The sequence below is a fragment of the Mucilaginibacter sp. OK283 genome (assembly GCF_900110415.1).
GTDB lineage: Bacteria > Bacteroidota > Bacteroidia > Sphingobacteriales > Sphingobacteriaceae > Mucilaginibacter.
Genome location: NZ_FODR01000017.1, coordinates 10,644 through 33,801, shown reverse-complemented (window position 1 = coordinate 33,801; position 23,158 = coordinate 10,644). Strand labels below are relative to the sequence as shown.

The 23,158-nt window shown below is 42.6% G+C and carries 13 protein-coding genes; 3 read left to right on the top strand and 10 right to left on the bottom strand.

Going from position 1 to position 23,158, the window contains the following annotated elements; genetic code table 11:
• Positions 1-5: 5 nt before the first annotated feature.
• The 10 genes from BMX56_RS27285 to BMX56_RS27240 form a co-directional block, all read right to left on the bottom strand.
• Positions 6-1,628, bottom strand: coding sequence for a DUF5008 domain-containing protein (locus BMX56_RS27285; RefSeq protein WP_090652885.1), 1,623 nt, complete (start codon positions 1,626-1,628; stop codon positions 6-8).
• Between the two features lie 39 nt (positions 1,629-1,667).
• Positions 1,668-2,390 carry a class I SAM-dependent methyltransferase gene (locus tag BMX56_RS27280; protein ID WP_143065544.1) on the bottom strand — a complete coding sequence of 241 codons (723 nt, stop codon included), beginning with the start codon at positions 2,388-2,390 and terminating at the stop codon, positions 1,668-1,670.
• 30 nt (positions 2,391-2,420) lie between these two features.
• The gene (locus BMX56_RS27275; RefSeq protein ID WP_090652883.1) at positions 2,421-3,944 is read right to left on the bottom strand and encodes a RagB/SusD family nutrient uptake outer membrane protein; all 1,524 of its coding nucleotides are present in this window, start codon (positions 3,942-3,944) and stop codon (positions 2,421-2,423) included.
• Positions 3,945-3,955: 11 nt separating this feature from the next.
• Positions 3,956-7,102 carry a SusC/RagA family TonB-linked outer membrane protein gene (locus BMX56_RS27270; protein ID WP_090652882.1) on the bottom strand — a complete coding sequence of 1,049 codons (3,147 nt, stop codon included), beginning with the start codon at positions 7,100-7,102 and terminating at the stop codon, positions 3,956-3,958.
• A 20-nt stretch (positions 7,103-7,122) separates the two neighbouring features.
• A complete protein-coding gene (locus BMX56_RS27265) occupies positions 7,123-8,211 on the bottom strand; it encodes a DUF5007 domain-containing protein (RefSeq protein WP_090652928.1) in 1,089 nt (362 codons plus the stop codon).
• A gap of 42 nt (positions 8,212-8,253) precedes the next feature.
• Entirely contained in the window at positions 8,254-9,363 is a 1,110-nt protein-coding gene (locus tag BMX56_RS27260; protein ID WP_090652881.1) for a discoidin domain-containing protein, read from the bottom strand.
• 11 nt (positions 9,364-9,374) lie between these two features.
• Complete coding sequence (locus BMX56_RS27255) at positions 9,375-10,877, bottom strand: RagB/SusD family nutrient uptake outer membrane protein (protein WP_255369937.1); 1,503 nt, start codon at positions 10,875-10,877, stop codon at positions 9,375-9,377.
• A gap of 22 nt (positions 10,878-10,899) precedes the next feature.
• Complete coding sequence (locus BMX56_RS27250) at positions 10,900-13,785, bottom strand: SusC/RagA family TonB-linked outer membrane protein (protein WP_255369936.1); 2,886 nt, start codon at positions 13,783-13,785, stop codon at positions 10,900-10,902.
• Positions 13,786-14,537: 752 nt separating this feature from the next.
• Entirely contained in the window at positions 14,538-14,672 is a 135-nt protein-coding gene (locus BMX56_RS30595; RefSeq protein ID WP_255369935.1) for a hypothetical protein, read from the bottom strand.
• A gap of 40 nt (positions 14,673-14,712) precedes the next feature.
• Positions 14,713-15,621: an AraC family transcriptional regulator gene (locus BMX56_RS27240; protein ID WP_090652878.1), complete on the bottom strand. Its 909-nt coding sequence runs from the start codon at positions 15,619-15,621 to the stop codon at positions 14,713-14,715.
• A gap of 381 nt (positions 15,622-16,002) precedes the next feature.
• Here BMX56_RS27240 and BMX56_RS27235 point away from each other — a divergent pair, with 381 nt between their 5' ends.
• From BMX56_RS27235 to BMX56_RS27230, 3 genes are read left to right on the top strand one after another with little or no spacing between them, the layout of a single operon-like run.
• Positions 16,003-18,252, top strand: a complete 2,250-nt coding sequence (locus tag BMX56_RS27235; RefSeq protein WP_218152499.1) for an alpha-amylase family protein — start codon at positions 16,003-16,005, stop codon at positions 18,250-18,252.
• A 58-nt stretch (positions 18,253-18,310) separates the two neighbouring features.
• Positions 18,311-19,654, top strand: a complete 1,344-nt coding sequence (locus BMX56_RS30315) for a sugar porter family MFS transporter (protein ID WP_177183941.1) — start codon at positions 18,311-18,313, stop codon at positions 19,652-19,654.
• 15 nt (positions 19,655-19,669) lie between these two features.
• The gene (locus BMX56_RS27230; protein ID WP_177183940.1) at positions 19,670-23,014 is read left to right on the top strand and encodes a tetratricopeptide repeat protein; all 3,345 of its coding nucleotides are present in this window, start codon (positions 19,670-19,672) and stop codon (positions 23,012-23,014) included.
• The last annotated feature ends 144 nt before the right edge of the window (positions 23,015-23,158 follow it).

The window sequence follows — 23,158 nt, the reverse complement described above, 5'->3', positions numbered from 1 at the left end:
TTAATTTATTCAATGGTTACCCGTATAATGTTATTTACCGGCTGGTTGTCAAACCTGTCGAATCCACCTATCAGGTATAACGCCCTTTTTCCGTCGGCCGATTTTGTTTCAATTATATCTGACAGACCACCCGAAAACGGACCTGTAGTGTTATAGTTACCGGCAAGATCGCCTTTGGAATTAAGTACCATAAATCCGTTGCGCGTTACCTTATTATATTTTTTAAAACCGCCGCTAACTACTATTAAGCCATCGTCCAGTTGCCTTGCAAAGGCCGGGTAGCCGCCCTCGAATACTTTTGGAACAAATGACTCATCAAGACTACCGTCCTGGTTAAGTAATGCCATACTTATCACGGGCTTACCGTTATATGTTCTGAATACCCCGGTAATGAGATATTTTTTTGTAACGGTGTTATAGGTTAAGGATGATATGCCGTTATCGGCCCCCAAGCCTGCTTTAAATGTGTTATCGATGCCACCATTGGCATTTAACCTCACAATACGGCCTGCCGGGGTTTGATCAAATGTTGTAAAGCTTCCAAAAACCACAAGCTTCTCTATCAGCGCGGCATCTGTGTGCATATATGAATCTATTGGGCCGTTTGCTGCCGGCAGGCCTTTATTGGCAGCCACGTTAAAACGAAATGTTTTATCTAATGATCCATCCAGGTTAAAGCGGAGCACCTGCCTTATTTCGGTACTATCTACAATAACCGTATCTTTTGTAAAGTCGTGATTGGGCTTTTGATAGGTGCGGTGTACATAGTACCTGAAGTTGCCGGTCGCCAGTATCTTATTTTGATGATTATAAACCCTGTTTATAAACTCGTTTGTACCGCCGTTAAATTTCGGAAAAAATTTGGTGGTGTCCCTCGAGGTATCTTTTTGTGTAGGCCTCCGGTATACTTTTATACCTATAGTATCAACACTGCCATCAACGCCTAAACTGGTTATGTTACTAATATTGTCTGTCCGTTGATTATATCCGCTAAAGCCGCCCGCGATAATAAACTTCGAGTTTATCTGCATAACCCTGGCTAAAGCACCGTTAGCTGCTTTACCGGTTCTGAATGTACGGTCAAACTCGCCATCGGATGATGTTCTTACAATCCGGTTAAGCGGCGTAATTATTCCCTTGTTATCGTAATTGGTAAAACGGCCTATTACCAGGTTCCGGCCATCGGCCAATGGAAATATCTGGCTTACAAAGTTATTTGCACCCAAGGTAGCCCTAAAGGAAGGATCGATGTTAATAAGTCCGTTAACCTTAAACAACGGCCCCAGCACTAACTGGTCATCTATGGCTATTGAGGTAATACCGCTGCTTCCAAACGGCGGAACTTTTACTTTGATACCTGTTGCGGTAACCTCGGTAATTTGCCCCTCCTCGCCGTTAAACATAAATTTCAATTTATCCTTATAAGGCAGGAGTCCGGTTGCTTTAAATGTAATTTCGGCACCTACCGCGCCCGATGAGGGGCTTGGTAATGCATCGCGGCTAAGAGAAACGCCTAACGGTGGCTTGCCGTCGCCATAAGGAGCCTCAAAGGTCTCCTTAGTCTTTTTGCAACTTTGTATAACTAAGGCTGCCATGGCAAGTATTATTATGTATCTGATTTTTTTCATATGTCAATTCGTTATTAATCAAACATCAACGCAAATATTTTAATTGGATGAATGAAGCCCTGTATTGTAAACATCAGTGAAGAAATCGTTTTTATCGAACCCAAAGTATGCCCCGTTATACTGCAACGTGTGCACTACCCCATTTTTCGGTTTAATATCTGATGACGATATGTATGTTCGAAAAACCGCGTTTTCGGCATTGTTTATATCAAGCACATAGCTGATGATGAGGCTACGAGGCCCTATGTACCTAACCTTGTTCGCATCGCCGTAAATAACCCCGATGTTGCATACATCGCCACTATATGAATAATACAAGGCGCCGGGATATTGATTTTGAAGATCCAGGTCGATCTGCGGATAATCCTTAAGCCGGTTTATCCCTTTAAACATATAGCGTTGCAGGTATTTACGCCAGATTAATGAATCGATATCCGCTAATCTTTTCACCGTATCGCGCCCTACATCAAACAGAAACTGGTTTAACGAGCCCGGGGTTTTTGCATTGCCGATAGTTCTTTTTATAACATCGTCATCCGGGGCAAAAAAGGTAAAATCAGTTTGGTGAAAAGTATTCTCAAGTCCCGCTAACTTCACAATTTGCGCAATGGTATCAAACGGAACAGCTTTTGCTTCTAAGTACTGAAACATGTCTCCGGGATAATCGGGATTGGCTTTCCCTCCATCCCTATAGTACTCATCCCGTTTACACCCGGTAAGTGCCAATAATAAACCGGCACAAACAATAATCATATTTCTCATAATTGTTATCATTATTCTATTAACTATGTTTTAATTACCACCGTTTACCCAATAGGCATTTAGTGTCATAAAAGGGTTATTGGTTAAAGCATCGCTGCTGATAGGCCATGTCCAGGCACCGCGGTTAAATTTGTCTAACGTTAATACATTATATGACCACTCGCTGCTAAGTATCCTGCGGGTGCGTACCAGGTCGAAATAATGATGCCCTTCGCCCATCAATTCGCGTGATCTTTCTAAAAAGATAAAGTCCTTCAGATCCTGGCCGCCCGAACCGGAATACTGCGAAGCTTCGGCCCTGTCCCTCACTTTGTTAACCAACGCTATTGCCTCATTATCCTGCCCTAATTCGGCCATTGCTTCCGCACATAGTAAAATTTCGCCGGCATACCTGAAAATCATAAAAGTATTATCGGGGTTACTATCTTCTTCGCCCGTTGCAAATGCATTCTGAGCAAATTTTAGCATCATGAATTTTCCGTTATCGGCATATATGTCTTCATTAAACCATACTGTCGCCCGTTTATCTGCAGTTCCGGGATATAGTTTTTGCATATATTCTCCGCGGAAATAAGCAAAGCTTATCCTGTGCGTATACTCCGGCCGTTTGTAGGGATAATGCAAAAACATATCGCCAATGGGTGCTATGTTTGAGTTTGCATCGCCATAGTTAATGCTGCGGTAAAATTCAAAGAGGCTTTCATCCGAACGCCCTTTAATAACCGTGGCCCATTCTGCAATTGGCAATAACCTGTAAGCATTGCTTTTAATGAGCTCCTGGCCCAGATCGACAGTTTCCTGGTAATACTTATTGGCATTTGCCTTATCAAAACCGGCATTCCACATATTCATATTCATCATCAGTGCGATGATGCTGCCCCTGCTTGCCCGTACCCCTTTCAGGGCTGGGTCCGAGTAAGTCCAGGGCATGTTGTCTTTATATATCTTCAGGTCGGCAATGCATTTATTTAAAACCGAAACCATGTTTTCGCGGGGTAAAGACGTGGAATGAAAAGCATCGGTATAATAAGGCACATCGCCATAAAGCCGTACCATAAAGAAATAAGCCAGCGACCGTATAAAAGCTGCTTCGCCTTTAAATTGGTTTTTCTCAGTGGTGGATACTCCGGGTATGCCTTCGTCCAGTTTAGATATCAGGATATTGGCTCCCTGTATTACCTGGTAATAACCTGTCCAGTTGGTAATTTTATAAAAATTGTAAAAATTCCATGGCGGGTTACCGTTGATAAGGCCCAGCAAATCGTTTCTGCCCAATACTTCAACATACTCACGGGCTGGCCCCAGATCTGATTGTGCTTCGTGCATTACCTCGCCAGAGCGGTATTCGCCGGTAGCGCCTATGAAATGAGTTTCGTTGATCTTCCCAAAAAACAGCCGCGAAAGATCATATATATTGGCAATAACATCCTCTTTTGAGCGGTAAAAATTGTTGCCCGTTAACTTATCAATAGGTTGAATGTTCAAAAACTTTTTACAGGCAGGTAAACAGAAACTTCCTGTAATTACTAAAATGTATAAAATACTTTTTTTCATGATTTTAAGTTTTATTTACTTGTGTTGAGTTCTAAGTTTAAACCAATATTATAGGTACGCGGCACAGGGTATCCGCTGGATATATCCCGCCCCAGCGTGGTTACGTTCTCGGGGTTGGGCCCTTTATAGCTTGAAAACGTAGTTAGGTTATTGGTTGAGAAATACACCCTTAGGTTGTTAAAACCAATCTTACGAATAAGCTTGCGATCAAACGAGTACGACAGCGTTACGTTATTTATTTTAAAATACGATCCATCTTCGGCCCATAATGTTTGATCGGGCCTTAAAGGCTGTATCTGGTTATAGGTGGAAAACGAGTAAGGGTTTGGATAAACTGTATGGTCGCCGGGCTGCCTCCAGATATCCATATTACTTAAAGGCACAACAGCCAGTAAATCATAAGGATTGCGTGATATGGCCAAACGATCGGCCAGTGCATTATTCAAAACAGTTCTTTTGGCAGTAAATGTTGCGTAGATGTTAAGGCCAAAATTTTTGTATATAATATTGGTTGATATACCGCCGGTTACCAAGGGCTGTGAATTACCGGTTATTTCATAATCTCTGTCGTCTAATATATAATCGCCGTTAACATCTTTAAAAATAGGATCACCTGCTTTAAACGGTACCCCGTTAGACGAATATTTTTTTCCGGTTGCGGGGTTTACCGGCACTTCAGCATCGGTTGAATATACACCCTGGTTGATGTGCAAATAGTTTGACAGCGTGTTTTGACCTACCCTAAAAACAATATGCTGTAAATAAGGACTGTTATCAAACTTGATGTACTGACCATTATACTCGGCAGGCAGCTTTAATAAAACATCACGGTTGATGGCGCCGTTCATCGAGATACTCCAGTTAAAATCTTTTGAAATCACCGGCCGTACCGTAAGCGTTAACTCATAACCATAATCGGCAATAGCTACATCATTGCTCACCCGGCGGTTAAAGCCGGTAGTGTTTGATAAAAATCTGTCGAACAATAAATTATCAACCTTTTTATAATAGGTATCAAAGTTTAAATCAACCCGGCTTTGAAACAGTCCGATATCAAATCCTAAATTGTATTGTGTAGTGGTAGTTGGTTTTAATGTAGGATTGGGAATAAAATCATAATTTATACCAATAGTTGGATTATTGTTAAAGTTGCCATTCAGGTTATAAATACCATAAATACTTTGCAGGCTACCGGTAGGCACAATATTCTGACCCCAGGTTAGTCTTATACCACCATAAGTAAGCCACGACAGATCTTTAAACCAGTTTTCTTTACTGTAATTCCATTTTAAACCCACCGATGGGTTTTTGGAGTAAGGGTTCTCTAACCCGTTTGATGACGTGCCATCTAACCGGTATGAAAGTTCAACCACGTATTTGCGCTGAAAATCATAACTTACTGCACCTGCAAATGACGCGATAGTGGCATTTTTATAATTTGAAAGTACACCACCACCACGCGAATTATATGAATCGTAACCTACCGGTCCCTGGAGCTGATCGTTAGGCGTGCGCTCCTGCCTGATGATGCCACTTTGACCGCCCTGTTTATATATTTCATTAAATAAGTTAACAAAAATATTATGGTTACCGCCTATTGTTTTAGCGTAAGTAATGGCGTTACGGTTATACAAGGTGTAGTTTCGGCCCTCAAAATCATATACCTGGGCAAATTGCGAGTTGGCTGCCGCAGGCGTAAAAGTTGATTCGGCATCAGAGGTATAATCATAACTGATACTTGATGATAACGCGAGTCCGGGAATAAACTCGTACCGCCCATCTACATTGGCCCTTATGTTTCTTGAACTGTTGCTGTTCAACGTTTTCAAGGCTGATGTAACACCGTCTGACGACAGGTAGAATGATGGAGGCGGCAATAACGTTGATGCCTGGCCGTTTGAAGCAACACCTTGTTGCAGCAGCCCCAGGCCATCGCCTTTAGCCTGGCTACCTACCGAGCCAAATAAGGACCCGAAAAACCTAAACTTGTCGTTTGGTTTAAACTCCATGTTCATATTCAGGTTATACCTGTCAAATCCGGTGTTTTTTATTACCCCTTTTTCTGAGTAGTAGCCAACGTTTGCCTTGTAGTTGAATTTTTGATCACCACCATCTAAAGCCAGGTTATGGCTTTGGTTATAGGTAGTAGCATAAAATATAGACTGCCAATTGGTTGAGTTATTCCAATAAGCATTTAAACTATCGGCCAAAAAGCCTGTCATCCCTATTTTTCGTAACTCATCAACCGTTGTGGCATTTGATAATATTTGCTGAATTTTTGCCCGGCGCTCATCGTTACCTCCTAATGTTTCGCGCAGTTTTGGCGGCGCGTTAACAAAAAAGTTAGTGGTATAACGCACCCTTGGCACCTTTGAATTTCCGCGTTTAGTAGTAATGATAATTACACCATAGGCACCTCTTGAACCATAAAGAGAAGTTGCCTGGGCATCTTTCATGATCTGGATACTCTGGATGTCTTCTACCGGGATCAAGGACAATGGGCTAACCCCGGGGCCCTGGGTTTGAAAACCAAATTCGGCTGCCTTATCGGCATCTAAAGGCACCCCATCGATAATGTACAGCGGAGATGTTGGCTGTAAAAATGATTCGTTGCCGTTGCCGCTAACACTAAGGGTTGACAAGCCACGCACCTGTACCGAGCCCCTGAAGCCCGGTGCGCCCGTATTGTTCTGAATGTTTAAGCCGGCAACCTTACCTTGCAGTAACTGTTCAAAACTTGATACAGGGATATCGGCGATATCCTTATTGGTAATAATTGCCGAAGCGCCCGTTGTGGTTTCTTTGCTTCGGTTTTGATAACCCACAATAACTATTTCATTAAGCCCTTTTTTGTCTTCACTTAATGTGATTATTATGTCTTTTTGGTTTTCCTCAACCTTTAACTTTTGAGTAACAAACCCAATAAAGGAGAATGAAACTACAGAATTGACAGGTACCGTAATGGAAAAACGTCCGTTGGCATCGGTCTGGGCTATTCCCTTTTTGTCTATAGAGATATTTACACCCACCAGCACCTTATTTTCGGGCTTGTCAAGTACCTTACCAGAAACCGTTATATTTTTTGTTTGCGCATATGTATCTGCACTGCAGATTATGCAAACTATCAGTACTACATAAAATAGTATATATTTTCTCATTTCAGTGGCTTTAAATGCTATTATTCGTTTTCGAACTTTGGATTATCCTTCAGGAAATGGAACACTATTTCCCAGTCGCCTTTTCTGTATATGGCAAAATCGATCCCGAAACTTGCCACTACCCTAACACCACCAAAACCAATTCTTGAATACCTGAATTCGGCATGATCACGGGTACCGCCTGGAGCATATACAGTTGGTATTTCAACTAAAGGAATCGGGTAAGCCACATCGTACTGCGCGTATGTAAGCGTTTTTTGAAAGTTAAACCCGTGCACTATTTTATCCCATACTGTTTCATTAAATAAAGCAGGGTTCATCTCCACCGAGTCTTTGTTTAAAAATTTAAACCTCAGCGAATTGCCGTTGCCACCCGTAAATGGCCGTATATAAACCACTACGTCTTTTTTATCGTCATTGCTTTCAAGTGGTATATCGGTAGTGGCTCCTATAACATTATTTAAAAACGGCCTTATATAATTCCTGCTTAATGGATTATAAGGTGTTTTGGGATGAGGTGCCGGACCGCCGGAGTAAATATTAAAATCGTCAGATGGTTCATAAGGGCGCTCCCGGAAAGGCCTTATCTGAAAATCGCGAATAATGGTATGACCACCCGTATTAGTGATTTTAACATCGAAAAAACGCGTATCCTGCGGAAAATTTGTGCTATCTGCAGGCCTCGGAGCAATAAGTTCATTGGTTGACGATGCCCACAAAATAAATTCGCCGGATGGGAGCACCTCAAATAATGGATGTTCCTGCAGCTTTCTTTTGGCTTCAATTTCGGCCAAACTTTTTTCCTGGCCATTGTAAGCTGAAGTCCAAACGTAAGTAGCTTTTTTCTGAAAAAGATCTGTTACCGGCCGGCCATCGCCAAAGCGGGCATTAACAATTTCAAACTTTATAGGCTGCGTTGAATTATCGCCGTTAAAGCCGCCTATCACTGTAGTGCGGCCAATAATTGGTTCAAATATCTTATTACTGTAATTTACATTTGAACTTAAATAGTCCTTTTCATTTGGCAGATTAAATATCTTTTTACAACTGCTTAATACAGCAATAGCAAACAAGAAGAAAATGAACTCTTTTTTAAAATATGTTCGCATCTGTTTATGGTTAATTGTATTAATTTTTTGAATTTTCATCACTTATTTAGCTTTGTTTATTGACCACTCAGCTAACTGGAAAAGCCCGCCGTCCCTGAGTTCGGTAATGTCAATGCGGTAAAATTTATAAGCTACTGTATTAGGGCAACTGAAAACTTTTGTCTGGTACCGTTCTTCAAAAAAGAAATTGCTGCGTCTATCCAATTCAACCCAGGTTTGTCCGTCATTTGAGCCCTCATAAGTCCATGCCCTCGGGTCTCTTTCGGGTGCGTCATTTGCCGATGTAAGCGTGTATACACCTGATACTGCCGGCGTATTCAGCTCAAATTTGATCCATAACCTGCCTTGTAGTTCTGCCAGGAATTTGGTATGATCATCTCCGTCAATAACTTTTTTTGATCCCTCGCCATTGTCAGGACCGCCATTATTATCTCTTAACACGGATAGTTTACCTCCTATTAATGATATTAAGTTTGGTGGCGGCGGGATAAATGTGAGCCGGGGAACAAACTCATCAAAACCGAAGATATGGTCGGCGCTTACCACATGGACTACCCCATTTTTGGTCAGGATGTTATTAGATCCAGTTGTTGTTGTTGACCAAAAGCGGATAAATTTGCTCTTTTTGGTGTTACTGAATTCTATTACCTGTGGGCCACCATCAACCAAACCCGATGAAGATGCCCTGGTAACTTTACCATGCATCGGATAGCCAAACCGTACACTGGTCAGGTCAAGCCCATCCTGCAAGGTTAAAGAATCGGTAGTGCGGCTTCCCCTCATAATATAGTAGGATGCCATTGTATCAAGCTGTACGCCATCAACGTTTGAAAGAAAAAGCGGGTCTTTATCCCCTTGTCTTCTTAATGTGTTCAGGTTATTAATTGCCAGCTGAAAACTGGGGTTTGTAACGGCAAACAGGGTTACATTACTATCGGTTAAAGTCTGCTTTAGACCCATTCGGTCAATCACTGCTATCAGCGAATCGTAAACACCCGGTTTACTTTTTAAATATTCATAGGTGTTACCGGCAAACCTGGGGCTGTTGGTTGCGGTGCTATGGTATCCACCATCTTTTTTACAGGCAGACAGCAATAGTGCCATAACTACTGATAGCTTTAAGGCGCTCATATATTTTTCAAAGTTTTTCATATATGGTCTGTTTATTTCCAAAATGGATTTTGAGTTAATAAGTTGTTTTGTGAAATAAGCTTGCGGGATATCGGCCAGTAAATTCCCTGGGAGTTTATAAGATTTAAAAAGGCAGCATTATTTTGCTTGATTTTATTATACCTTACCAAATCGTACCATCGTTGCCCCTCGCCCAGTAATTCGCGATGCCGCTCTTCAAAAATCAGGTCAATCAACTCTCCGCTATTGATGGTGATAGTTGTTATTCCGCGCCTTGTCATTACGTTTATCAGCTCGTTTAAAGCTCCGTTTTGATCACCTAAAACAGCTAATGCCTCGGCACGTAACAAAACAATATCTTCAAGCCTGGTAAAAATCAAAGCGCTGGTGAAATACCTGAAAGTGGGGTCGGTGGTACCTCCTTGTATAACTTTTATCTTACTAAAAATGGGGTACTTACCATTTATATTGGTAAAATATCTTTCGGACCGTGGCAGCCCAAGTGTATCAACACTAAAGCGTTCGTCATTTGGCTGATTAAATATTTTTAAAATGGTGTCTTTGGGCATATAGATATCAGGAACCTTTTTGTTTAAAACAGGTTCGGCCAGGGTCAACTCTTCTATATGGCCTGTTCCGGAACCGTCAATATGCCCCCAATCGGAATTAAAACCAAACATCTGGCTGGTGTTTTTATTAAAAAAGAATCCGTTTGATTTGGTCAGGTCCTCGGTATTCTGGAAACCTATGCCACTTTTGCCATAGTTATCCTCAACAAATTTAGTATAGGTGGCAACATCAGTATAATTGCCTTGCCAGGCGGCCAAATGAGCCAAAACAGCGTATGCCGTATTTTTTGTTGCCAAAGCACCACCCCACCTGGTTCTGTCCTCGTTGTAATAGTTACCGGGTTGCTGAACATCGCCTCCACTATAAATAAATGGCAAATCGGCAGCGGCCGTTAACATTTCCTGCTGAGCCCAAACCAATATTTTACCCTGATTTTCACGGGGTTTGTTTTCAAACTTACCATCGTGCGATGTGATAATGAAAGGAACATCGCCCCATATCCTAACCATGTAGAAGTAAGCGAAGGCTCTGAGGAAGCGGGCCTGGGCAACATCAACAATCATATTGTTTTCTGTATAGCGCTTATCAGCCGCTTTTACGTCGCCAACGCGTTCAAGGAAAATATTTGCTGCATTCACGATGGCATAAAACCTGGTCCAGTCGGATAAAGCATCCACGGTTGGGTAGGATGCATTTAGTTTATTACCGGCAATGGCCTTCAGATCGGGCCTGTTTGGGCTGATAAACTCGCCTGTCCGAACATCTCCATATAGCCAATGACTGTCGTTATCAGATAATGCGGCACGGGTAAGCGCGTAAACTCCCAGCAGGCCGGCACGGGTATCTTCCAGCTTATTCCACATATTCACTTCGGCAACCACCCTTACAGAATTTATATCCAGTGTTTTATTACAACCGGTTAAGGCCACAAAAAACAGAAGCGTGATATATAATATCTTTTTCATTTTTGTAATTCGTTTTTCCATGCTATAATTCCATTTTCACTCCTAATGTGTACGTTCTTGGTATCGGCAGCCCGTAGCCTGTATCATACCCGTTATAATTTACCAACTCGGGGTCCTGGCCGGTGTAAGGTGTGATGGTAAATACATTATTAACTGATGCGTACACGTAAAACCGGGTTACGTTTATGCTTTTTCTACGCAGTGTTTTGGTAAGGTCGTAACCAACTAACACCGTCCTCAATTTCAGAAACGAAGCATTTTCAAGAAATAAATTCTGATCAACACGGTATGGAATTACTGTGCTCCATGGATTATACAAAGGGTACTTGCTATAATCTCCCCGTTTTTCCCAATAGGTAATCTCTTTAACTGAGTTAACATCACTATTGCCTTCCCTGTTAATAAAATCAAACCGGTTGGCCATCTCCTGGTTAATCAGGTCACGGCCCAGGTTAAAATAAAAATTGAGATTTAAGCTCCAGTTACCGTATCTGAAATTATTATCAAAACCACCCGATATTTTAGGCAATGAATGGCCTGTTAATATTTTGTCGTTATTGTCAATAGCGTTATCACCATTCAAATCGCGCCATTTAGGATCGCCGGCCTGCAATGGAATTCCGTTATACTTAGCGGGTTGTCCGTTAACCACCGGCACCTGGTCATTTGAGGTATAAATACCATCGTTCACTAAAAGCCAGTATTGATCAACCGGCTGGCCAACCTTTAAAAGTTTATCGCCAATTATAATTTCATTTAAGCCCCTTGGGAGTGCTTTTAATTTATTGGTATTGTGGTTAAGGTTTAAAGATGATGTCCAGCCAAAGTTTTTATGATTGATTATATTGGCTGCTATCGAAACATCTATACCGCTGTTGTTTACGGCCATTCCACTTTCAATAGATTGCTTATAACCGTATTCGGCAAAGGCAGGGATGCCAATAAGCTGGTTCTTTTCTTCTTTATTATACCAATCAACAGATAAGTGTAAACGGTTGTGGAGCAAACCGGCATCTACACCAAGATTAAGCTGATCTGAATACGACCACGGGATGCCGTAACCAATCCAACCGGTTGAGTATGGCCTGGTTAATACACCAAATGCGTTATAACCAGGTACAGTTAAATTCCCGGTATAACCTACAGATGCTGTATACTGCGGGCCCTGTGCATAATTGTCATATGCATTCAATCGCCCTAACCGGCCGGCGCTAACACGCAATAAAAGATCATTCACGGTGGTGTTATCCTTCAGCATTTCCTTTTTAATATTCCACGCGGCAGAAACTACAGGCGAATAAAACCAACGGCTTGTTGGCTGAGCGTTTGAAGAGCCATCAGCACGTAATGTAGCTGATAACAGGTACTTTTCTTTTAGTGTGTAATCTACTTTGCCATAAAACGACACCAGGTTGTCCCTGGTTTTATCCAAAAAGCGGTAGGTTAATTCACGTGGAAAAGCAACCGGGGTTAAATAATTAGGATCATTAGGGTCTGAGTTTAAAAGGTTTATTTTGATAAAATCGTTTACCCCTTTATACGCATAAGCATTGCTGTATTTATAAATGTTCCATTGGGTTGATTGTCCAACCTCCAGTTGAAAATCATGTACTTTGTTTAGGTTAAAAGAATATGTTGCTTTATTATCCAACATTAACCTCTGGTTAAAGCCAAAGTAGTTTGATGCGTAGCTATTACCCTGCAAAAGTGTGCGGGCATAAAATACATCGCGATAGCCCTCGTTATAATCTACACCAAAAGTGGTGCTGAAATTAAACTTTCCAAATTCAACGCCAATCCTTGCGTATCCGTCAATAATATTAGTTTTGTTATTGTCAAAGCCTTTTTGATACTCTTTAAGATAGTTGGCATAATAATCTTTATTGGGGGGTAAGGGGGCGCTCAGGTCGGGGAAATAATTAATCTGCGCAAACCTGTCGCGTAAATTTTTATTACGGGTGCGGTCCAACCTGTTGGCATTTACCATGGTTGAAAACAAAAGCCACTTTACAGGTTTCATATTGATGTTAAACATAGCGCTATACCGATTTAGCGCTGTTCCATCAGCAACCCCTTCATTTTTCATATCGCCCAAAGAAAAGCGAAAATTCGCCCGGTTTGTACCACCCGAGATGCCGAAGTTGATACCATAAACTAAAGCGTTGCGGTAGTAAAGATCACTCCAGTCGGCTTTCCCGCTATATACATTGTTAAGCGAATCGCTTAAATAAATAGGATAATTTTCATCATCAGAATATCTGCCGTTGGTAGTATACTGGTCATAAAACCTTTGCCTGAAAGCGTTTTCGTATTTACCGTTTATGGTTGTCACCTGCGGCCGTTGCGCTAAACCGATATACGAATCAAAAGTGATGCTTCTTGAGGCGCCCGGCGTTTTTGAGGATAAAACAATTACTCCGTTCACAGCCCTTGGTCCATAAACCGCAGTAGCTGCCAAATCTTTCAACACTTCTATCGAAGCAATATTGTTCATATCAATACCGGCAAATATGTTAGTAGCAGGGCCGGGCCTGTTAAACTCATATTGCTGAATATCAAATGCAAACGGGTGCTCGGTTATTATCGGAATACCATCCAGTACCACAAGCGGCTGTGATTGATAAACCTCTCTTTGCGATAACAAGGGCATTGGCGCCCCCCTGATAAACATGTTTTGCACAGAACCGGGCTCGCCCGAAGGTTCCTGGACGTATAGTCCTGCGAATTTCCCTTTTAAAAGTTGTTGTAATGAAACTGCCGGAAATAAGGATAATTCATAAGGTTTTTTAGTAACGCTATCGACAAAAAAGTTATAAATAGTACGCTTTTTTATAAAGTTGCTACTATCCTTTAACAACGAGTCCTTAACAGTTGTATCGCGACGAACTGTGGTGTCATTGTTAAACACAATATAGTTGATTTTGCTTCTCTCTCCCCTATTATCTTTAGCTAAGCAAGTAGGTGCATTTGTAGTAATTGCTAAAAAAACTACAAAGCACAGCCATAAGTATCGCATAATTAATGGATAATTTGATTAATGATATAAAAAATTGATTTGGAAAGGATTATACCTTCACGAAGACGGTATGCTGCTTAGGCATCTGAAGCATTTTCCCGGGAAGTGTGATGTTGAGTAAGGTTTGTGGGCATAGATTTTAGTTTAAGGATTTACTGATTTAATTGCAGGCAGGGATAAATATTCAGGACTACATCCTAACATTTTAAACCACTACAAATTGTTTTGGGAGTTACCGCCTGGAGCAGGCGGTAATAATTGGCCATAGCCGCAAAGGCCATAATAGCATTTTTTTTTGTGTTCATAATTTGGTAAATGTTAGTTAGTACAAACCGGTAGTTTTTAATCACTTTAAGCCGGCATAGTATTATTATAATTGTGAAATAAAAATATGGTAAAAACCGCACTAACTTTTCGCCACAAAACAAATTGATACTATTTGACGAAATATTGATACAATTTGTTGCAGATTGGTTAACCAGAGGGACAATATCGCATAAATCATTTAGCGATTTAAGATAAAACAATAGAAATAAGCCTTGCAATACCCTATTTATAAATCGATTATATTAACAAAAACCACTTTCTTTTGTTAATATACGCTACATAGCGTTTATAGTAAATAAAATTTTTACCTGTTATATTCAGAAAACTCCACTGTTTGATTTACTCAAAGCTGTAATAATTGTAATTGCCATCGGGCAGGTCAATCCGGCAAACGAGCGCCCCGCTTTTTCTACAGTTAAAAAGCCATCTGCCGGCTCATCGTAACGTAACATTTATACTTAAATTTTTCCATCAGAGTTTAGGATTCCCCCTTCAACTACTCGCTTTTACCTTCTTCCTGTACTCATTGGGAGAAGTGCCCATCAGTTTGGTAAACATCCTTGAGAAATAATATTGATCTTCCACACCCAAAGTCAGGGCAATGTTTTTGATAGACATAGCTGTAAACGAGATGTACTGACAGGCTTTTTGAACTTTTAGCTGGTTAAAATACTCGATGGGCGAGTAACCCGTTTTTGCCCGGAAAATGGCCGAAAAATGCGAAGTGGATAACTTGGCAAAGCTGCTTAGGTCATCAAGCCTTATCATGGTATTAACATGATCTTGCATGTAATGAATGGTTTTCTCAACTATATCGTTATCGGCAGGTTTGTCGTCAACATGGTTAAACTTATCCTCGTAAATAAGCGAGGATAGGAAATGCGAGAATATCATATTTACATAACGCAGCGCATCGCTGCTATAGCCTTTCTCCAGGTTAAAACAAATGTCTTCAAACAGTTTTATCCGGTCTTCGTTAAAAGACAGGTATGGCTTGTAATTCTCTGAGTTTTTCAGGATCAGTTCTACTATGAAAGATGCTATCTCGCCTTTGAAGTGAATCCAGTATATCGTCCATGGTTTATCCATGTTAGCGGCGTACTTATGCGGGGTGTTGGCAGGTATGGCAATAAATTGCGATGGCGAAACCTCCACCTTTTTCTTGTTGATCTCCAACCAGCCGTAGCCTTCGGTACAATAAATTATTATATGCTGGTTAATGCCGTTGGGGCGCTCGGCGTAATGGTGCCGGGCTTTAGGGTAATAGCCGATATCGGTAATGTAGATTTGTTTGGTAACTAAATCCTTACTTAAAAAGTTGGTAATGATCTTTTTGGGCAGCACAATAAGCTTTTGCCCTTCAAAACCGTCCCGCCGCCTGATAGCTGTACTTTTAGTCATTTTTTTGATTGGACACCGTTGTAATCAGTTCTCGGTATTAACTAATTGATCTTCGTATACAAACATTCACAAAAAATATCAAAACATTGGTAAAAAATAAAAATAATTGAAATTGGCGCAGCGTAATAAAGTCCATCATTTCCGTAATATTAACTATTCTTTTATCCTGTTTTATCCATGACATTTACATCGTAACCAATTAGCAATACCAACAATAGCAAATGCTTCTTAATTATTTCCATAAAAGAGATGAGCCGGAAATATTAGTGTGTTAAGGTCCGGTGTTTATTGCTGACAACAACAGGAATTAAGTGTACCGACAAACACGATGCAGCAGATTTGACCAAGCTATTGCCGATAACAAAAACTATAACAACACCAATGCAGCACTTTAAAAAAACACCAGGTAATTATAAAATCAGCTTCATCAAAATCTCTGGCTTGATAACTGTTTTGATACTATCTGTGACTATGTTGAGTGCACAGGAACCCCAAAAAAGTGCGGATAATACCGTTATTAGCAGCCCACAGGTAAAAATCACCGTCGATAAAACTACCGGCACAATTAACTATGTGTTTGCCAACGGTATGCATATGGATAACACGGTAGCCTACGTGCGCGATTTAACTTCAGGATATTTATCAACCGTCGATCTTGCTAACCATGCCTGCACAACCCGGCAGGTTAACGATAATATAGGCAAAGGCTTAAGCCTTGTTGTTAAGCATAGCGATGCAAAACACAACATCAGCATCACACAATCCTTTACCCTTTACCAGGGCAGGCAATATGCGCTTGTTAATGTAAGTGCTACATCCCAGGGTAAACCTATCGAAACCCGGGATATCAGCCCGATAGCTATCCTGCCGGCCAATAAAGGCAAGTTGTTTATTCCCGGTACCGGGCCGCGCATTTTGGATGTTCCGTTTGATAACGACGACTGGACGCCAACTTTAGAGCGGAGATGGCCGAAAGGCGACGAGCCCAAAAGCAAAGGCATCAGCTACGAGTTTTTGGCGGTTTATGATCAGCTTAAAAATTCGGGACTGGTAATAGGTAGTGTAAGCCACGATTTCTGGAAAACAGGTTTATCCTATCAAATCGGAACCCAATTGGGCTACGTAGATTCATTAAACGTTTTTGGCGGTGTGGCGACGCCGGATGATCCATCCCTTAAATCGGGTTATGGCGGCCTGGATGGTACGCATGACCATGCCGACCATGGTACCATGGTTGGCCAAACCGTAAGCTCGGCCGCCGTATATATCTGCGGATCGGATGATCTGCACAAGGCTTTTAAGGATTATGGGCGGGTAAATTCCATCATCAATGGCAAGCAAACCTGGGAGGGGCCAGCTCCTGTTTACTGGAACAGTTTTGGGGTTGAAGGTGTGCTGGGTTACGAAAAGGTGATGATGCCGCCTGCTGTAAACCAGATCTCGGATTTCATCCACTCCATGCCCAACTTTGGCGCTTACTCCAAACCAGTTTTAAGTATCGACTCGTACGACCAGGGCATCTATTCTACCGAGGTTTTAAAATCAATAGGAGAATATGGCGCAAAAAACGGCCAGCAGATGGGGTTTTATTTTACGCCTTTTGCCATGTGGAGCTGGAAGAATGATACAAAAGGGCACAAGCTGCCAGGTACCGATGTAATGTTTGAGGATGTGCTTTTACAGGATAAAAACGGTAAGGCCATCATGTACAAAGATGGCGATTGGGGCGCTTATGCCCTGGATCCCACGCATCCGGCGGTCAGGCTTTCTATCATTTCGCAGCTGAAAAAGGCAAAAGCCATCAATGCCAAATTTATCAAGATAGACTTTTTAACGGCTGGCGCCCTGGAGAGTACCAAACGTTACGATCCAAAGATTCGTACCGGGATACAGGCTTACAATTATGGAATGAGAACTTTGCGACACCTGGTTGATTCAATTATGGGCAAAGATGTTTTTATCACCCAGGCTATCTCGCCGTTGTTTCCGCATCAGTATACCCACACACGGTTTGTATCTACCGATGTATACTCGCACCTGCGCGATGACCAGAAAGGTTTTCCTAACTGGGGCAGTACCGAAGCATCGTTAGCCACAGGATCGCATATGGGCTGGGTGCAGGGCACTTTGTTCCCTTATACCAACCTGGATGTAAGCATCATGAAAAACTTCCAGAAAAACCCGGATCTGAACGAGCAGGAAATAAAAGTACGCCTGTATGCCATGATGGTGATGGGCAGTATTCTGGGCGATGGATCTGATTTCAGGAACCCGATAGCCGCGTACCGTGCACAGGAATTTTTGAACAATAAAAACATCGCCAAATTCTTTAGCGATCCTAAAGCGTTTATCCCCCTGAAAATGGCTGATGGTGAAAGTTTCGATCAACAACTATCATTTTACCTGCCGGGCGACACCACTATGCTGGCCTTATTCAATTTCGATCTTAAAAATGATTTTAAGCAATTGTTTAGCAGGCAGGCCCTGGGCCTTGATGCGCATAAACAATATGAATTCCGCGATTTTATGACCGATAAGGCCATTGGTGAATTAAAAGCTGACGCCCAAACATTTAGCATGGCCGCCAACACAGGCGATGCCCTGCTGGTAAAAATAGTAGCGGTAAATTAATGATAAAAATAAACTGTAATATTATGCCACCACCAGTTAACCATATCCAACCTAAAAAATGAGTAGTTCAAAAAGCTTTAACAGTAGTTATATTATTGGCATTTCCTTTATTTCGGCCCTGGGCGGGTACCTGTTCGGGTTCGATTTTGCGGTAATTTCGGGCGCGCTGCCGTTCCTGCGAACCCAGTTTGCCTTAACACCGGTATGGGAGGGCTTTTTAACCGGTTCGCTGGCTTTAGGCTGCATAGTTGGCTGTTTGCTGGCCGGTAACATAGCCGATAAATATGGCCGTAAACCAGGGCTTATTATCGCTGCCTTAATTTTCGCGGTATCATCTATCGGGATTGCTTTTTCTGCATCCTTAACTTACTTTTTAATCCTGCGTTTTGGCGCCGGGATAGGCGTGGGCATGGCGTCGATGCTTTGCCCCATGTATATTGCCGAAGTTTCGCCTGCCGAAGTACGCGGCCGAAACGTGGCTATAAATCAGCTTACTGTGGTTATCGGCATATTGGTGACCAATCTGGTCAACTACTTCCTGGCCGATCACGGTGCCGATTCATGGCGCTGGATGTTTGGCCTGGGTGCAGTACCATCTGCCATATTTTTGATAGGTGTTACCTGGCTGCCCGAAAGCCCAAGATGGCTCATGAAATCCGGTCAGCCCGATAAAGCCAGGGTTATCCTCAACAAAATTGGCTCGCCTGATTTTGCCGAATCAACCTTTAAAGCGGTAGAAAAATCATTAATTGGCGCAACCAAACAATCATACGCTATGGTGTTTGAAAAAGCCGTACGCCCGGCTGTGGTGGTGGGTATTACGCTGGCTGTGTTTCAGCAATTTTGCGGTATTAACGTGGTGTTTAACTATACTTCTACCATATTTGAATCGGTTGGCGCTAACCTGAACCGGCAATTGTTCGAGACCGTGGCCATAGGCGTAGTGAACCTGGTATTTACCTTATTAGCCATGTGGCAGGTTGATAAACTGGGCCGCCGTCCGCTGATGCTTTGGGGATCGCTGGGCTTATCTGTATTGTACATTATACTGGCCTTCCTGCTGCAAAATCACTTCCCGGCGGGGCTGGTATCTATATTTGTATTGCTGGCCATCAGTACCTATGCTATTTCGCTGGCCCCGGTTACCTGGGTGCTTATATCCGAGATCTTCCCCAATAAAATCCGTGGTGTTGCATCATCGGTAGCCATTGTATCGCTTTGGGGGGCTTACTTTATCCTGGTATTTACATTCCCTATCCTGGCCAAAATATTAGGCGCATATGGGCCATTTTACCTGTACGCGGGCATCTGCTTTGCGGGCTTCCTGTTTGTAAAAGCAAAAGTGAAAGAAACCAAAGGCCAAACTTTAGAAGAGTTAGAAGACAATTTAATAAGACATTAAAATACAATACATAGTATGCAAAGTTCAACTGTTTCCGTTTGGGAAGAGCAAGTAATTATCCCCACTTATGGTGTTGGCAAGCCCGATAAAAACCCCATGTTTTTTGAAAAACGGGTTTACCAGGGCAGCAGCGGGGTGGTTTATCCAAACCCGGTGATTGAGAAAATTGCCGATGAAAAAGAAGAGAAGGAATACACAGGCCTGTTCCTGGAGAATAAATACCTGAAGGTGATGATTTTGCCTCAGTTAGGCGGCCGCATTCAAACAGCTTTTGATAAGGTGAAGCAACGCCATTTTATTTACCATAATCAGGTAATTAAGCCTGCATTGGTTGGTTTAACCGGTCCCTGGATTTCGGGCGGTATCGAATTTAACTGGCCGCAGCACCACAGGCCAAGCACCTTTGATCCGGTTGATTACAAGCTGGAAGAGCATGCCGATGGCAGCAAAACCGTTTGGGTAAACGAGGTGGAGCGTATGTTCCACACCAAAGGCATGGCGGGTTTTACCCTGCATCCCGATACGGCATATATCGAAATAAAAGCGAAACTTTTTAACCGATCGGCGCTGCCGCAAACCTTTTTATGGTGGGCAAACCCGGCAGTTAAGGTGAATGATTATTACCAATCGGTATTTCCGCCGGATGTGAACGCTGTTTTTGACCACGGTAAGCGCGATGTATCCGATTTTCCGATAGCTACAGGTACTTACTACAAGGTTGATTATTCGCCCGGTACCGATATCTCGATGTATAAAAACATCCCGGTACCCACATCGTACATGGCCATTAACTCTGATTATGATTTTGTGGGCGGCTATGAGCATGATAGCGAAGCCGGTTTACTGCACGTAGCCAATCACCATGTATCGCCCGGCAAAAAACAATGGACCTGGGGCCACAGCGATTTTGGCCAGGCCTGGGACAGGAACCTCACCGACGAGGATGGCCCATATATCGAGCTGATGACGGGCGTATTTACCGATAATCAGCCCGATTTTAGCTGGCTGATGCCTTACGAAGAAAAAACTTTTACCCAGTATTTTTTACCCTACCGCGAGTTAGGCATGGTAAAAAACGCATCTAAGGATATCCTGTTAGCTTTAAGCAAAAATGGGGATAAGGTAACCATCAAAGTGCAGGTAACATCGGCCCAAACAAACCTGCATATCAACCTTAGCTATAACGGCGAAGAGCTGTTTGCACACACCGGTACAATTGTGCCTGAAGTTGTTTTTGTACAGGAATTGACGGTAGCTGCAGGTTTGGACGAGAATGCGCTGCTGCTTATCATCACCAATAGCAGTGACCAGGAAGTACTACGGTACGAGCCGGCCAAAAACAAAAAGAACGAAATGCCTATCCCGGCCAAACCCGCTTTGGAACCTGCCAATGTGGAAAGCGTGGAGCAATTGTTTTTAACCGCGCAGCACCTGGAGCAATACCGTCATGCTACCTATAGCCCCGTACCTTACTATGAAGAAGCCCTTCGCCGCGAACCAACCGATATCCGCAACAACAACGCTTTGGGTAAATGGTATATCCGCAAAGGTCAGTTTGCCAAAGCCGAGCCCTTTTTAAGGCAGGCTGTGGAAACCAGCATTCAACGCAACCCTAACCCATATGATAGCGAGCCTTATTACAACCTGGGCTTATGCTTAAAATATTTAGGCAGGGCCGATGAAGCTTATACGTTTTTTTATAAATCAACCTGGAGCAATGCCTGGAAAGATACCGGATTTTTTGAGGTGGCCAAAACAGATATCGCCCGCGGTCACTTTGCATTGGCTTTAGATCATATCAACCAGTCGCTGGATAGAAACGCCAATAACAGCAAGGCCTATGTGATAAAAATGGCTGCCCTGCGCAACCTGAAACAGCTGGATAAAGCACAAAATGTGGCCAGTGTGGCGCTTGAAAGGGATGGCTTTAACCTTGGGGTTATTTTTGAAAAAATTGAGCTTTATAAGCTGGAAGGCAATGCCGAGATGGTTGCCAAATGCCTGGATGAGCTGATAGCCCTGTCAAGAAACGATGATCAAAACTATATTGAATACGCCCTTGATTACGCTGCGGCCGGTTTATATACCGAGGCTGGTGAGCTATTGCAACTGGCGTTGAAGGATAATGGCAACAACCCAATGGTTTATTACAGCCTGGGCTATTTTTGCCATAAAAACGGCGCACAGGACGAAGCCCAGAAATGGTTTAAAAAAGCCGCCGTAGCCGACCCTTACCTGTGCTTTCCTAACCGTTTGGATGAGGTGAAGATCCTTCAGCTCACCATGGAGCTTAACCCGGCTGATGCTAAAGCGCCTTACTATTTAGGCAACCTGTTTTATGATAAACGCCAGTATGATGATGCCGTAAGCAACTGGGAAAAAGCAGCAAAGCTGGACGAAACATTTCCGACGGTGTTCAGGAATTTGGCTATTGCCTATTTTAACAAGCAAAACAATGCCGAAAAAGCCTTAAACTATTTTGAAAAGGCTTTTGAACTGGATAAAACAGATGCCCGCGTATTAATGGAGCTGGATCAGCTTTATAAAAGGCTGAACTATCCTGTTGATAAACGGTTGAAGTTGCTGGAAGATAACCTTGAAGTTGCCGAACAACGCGACGACGTTTACCTGGAGCGGGTAACGCTTTATAACCTGTCGGGCGAGTACGATAAGGCACTTGGTTTATTGATGAAACGGCAGTTTCACCCATGGGAGGGCGGCGAAGGCAAGGCATCGGGCCAATACGTGTTTAGCCTGGTGCAGTTGGCTAAACAGTATATTGACGAAGGCGACTTTAACAAAGCCGTTGCCAATTTAAACATGGCCAAAAGCTACCCACATAATTTAGGTGAGGGCAAGCTTTACGGTACACAGGAAAACGATATTGATTATTGGCTGGGCCGTGCTTATGAAGGTTTAAACCAGGCTGACGCCGCCAAACACTATTTTACCCAGTCGACCATCGGTTTGGATGAACCGTCGGCGGCCATATTTTATAACGATCAGCAGCCCGATAAGATTTTTTACCAGGGCCTAAGCTGGAAAAAACTGGGCGACCAGCAGCATGCCAAACAGATTTTTGATAAGCTGATAGCCTATGGCAAAGCCCATGAAAGTGATGTGGTGAAGATAGATTACTTTGCCGTATCCCTCCCCAACCTGCTCATTTTCGACGACGATTTAAACCTGCGCAACACCATTCACACCTACTTTTTACAGGGATTAGGAATGCTGGGTTTGCACGAGTTTGATGCAGCACTGACCCTGTTTACCAAAGTGCTGCAACTCGACAGTGCCCATGCCGGTGCAAAGGCTCATTTAGAGATGACCAAACAGCAATTGAACGTGACAAACTATTAATTTAGTCTTAAGCCCGGAGTCTTAAGTTTTAGGTTGAAAAATGCGAGGTAGCATTTGGGACTTAAAGCTTAAGACTTCTGGCTAAATAAACAATGCAATGCATATCTGTGTTGCCCTTATGCGTCATTTAATTAAGCTAAATAG

What these genes read in the sequence shown, in the direction of transcription:
- BMX56_RS27270 (WP_090652882.1), bottom strand. Translation starts at nt 7,102, where the DNA reads ATGAGAAAATATATACTATTTTATGTAGTACTGATAGTTTGCATAATC.
- BMX56_RS30595 (WP_255369935.1), bottom strand. Translation starts at nt 14,672, where the DNA reads ATGTTACGTTACGATGAGCCGGCAGATGGCTTTTTAACTGTAGAAAAA.
- BMX56_RS27285 (WP_090652885.1), bottom strand. Translation starts at nt 1,628, where the DNA reads ATGAAAAAAATCAGATACATAATAATACTTGCCATGGCAGCCTTAGTT.
- BMX56_RS27235 (WP_218152499.1), top strand. Translation starts at nt 16,003, where the DNA reads ATGCAGCACTTTAAAAAAACACCAGGTAATTATAAAATCAGCTTCATC.
- BMX56_RS27255 (WP_255369937.1), bottom strand. Translation starts at nt 10,877, where the DNA reads ATGAAAAAGATATTATATATCACGCTTCTGTTTTTTGTGGCCTTAACC.
- BMX56_RS27265 (WP_090652928.1), bottom strand. Translation starts at nt 8,211, where the DNA reads ATGCGAACATATTTTAAAAAAGAGTTCATTTTCTTCTTGTTTGCTATT.
- BMX56_RS27260 (WP_090652881.1), bottom strand. Translation starts at nt 9,363, where the DNA reads ATGAAAAACTTTGAAAAATATATGAGCGCCTTAAAGCTATCAGTAGTT.
- BMX56_RS27280 (WP_143065544.1), bottom strand. Translation starts at nt 2,390, where the DNA reads ATGAGAAATATGATTATTGTTTGTGCCGGTTTATTATTGGCACTTACC.
- BMX56_RS27230 (WP_177183940.1), top strand. Translation starts at nt 19,670, where the DNA reads ATGCAAAGTTCAACTGTTTCCGTTTGGGAAGAGCAAGTAATTATCCCC.
- BMX56_RS27275 (WP_090652883.1), bottom strand. Translation starts at nt 3,944, where the DNA reads ATGAAAAAAAGTATTTTATACATTTTAGTAATTACAGGAAGTTTCTGT.
- BMX56_RS30315 (WP_177183941.1), top strand. Translation starts at nt 18,311, where the DNA reads ATGAGTAGTTCAAAAAGCTTTAACAGTAGTTATATTATTGGCATTTCC.
- BMX56_RS27240 (WP_090652878.1), bottom strand. Translation starts at nt 15,621, where the DNA reads ATGACTAAAAGTACAGCTATCAGGCGGCGGGACGGTTTTGAAGGGCAA.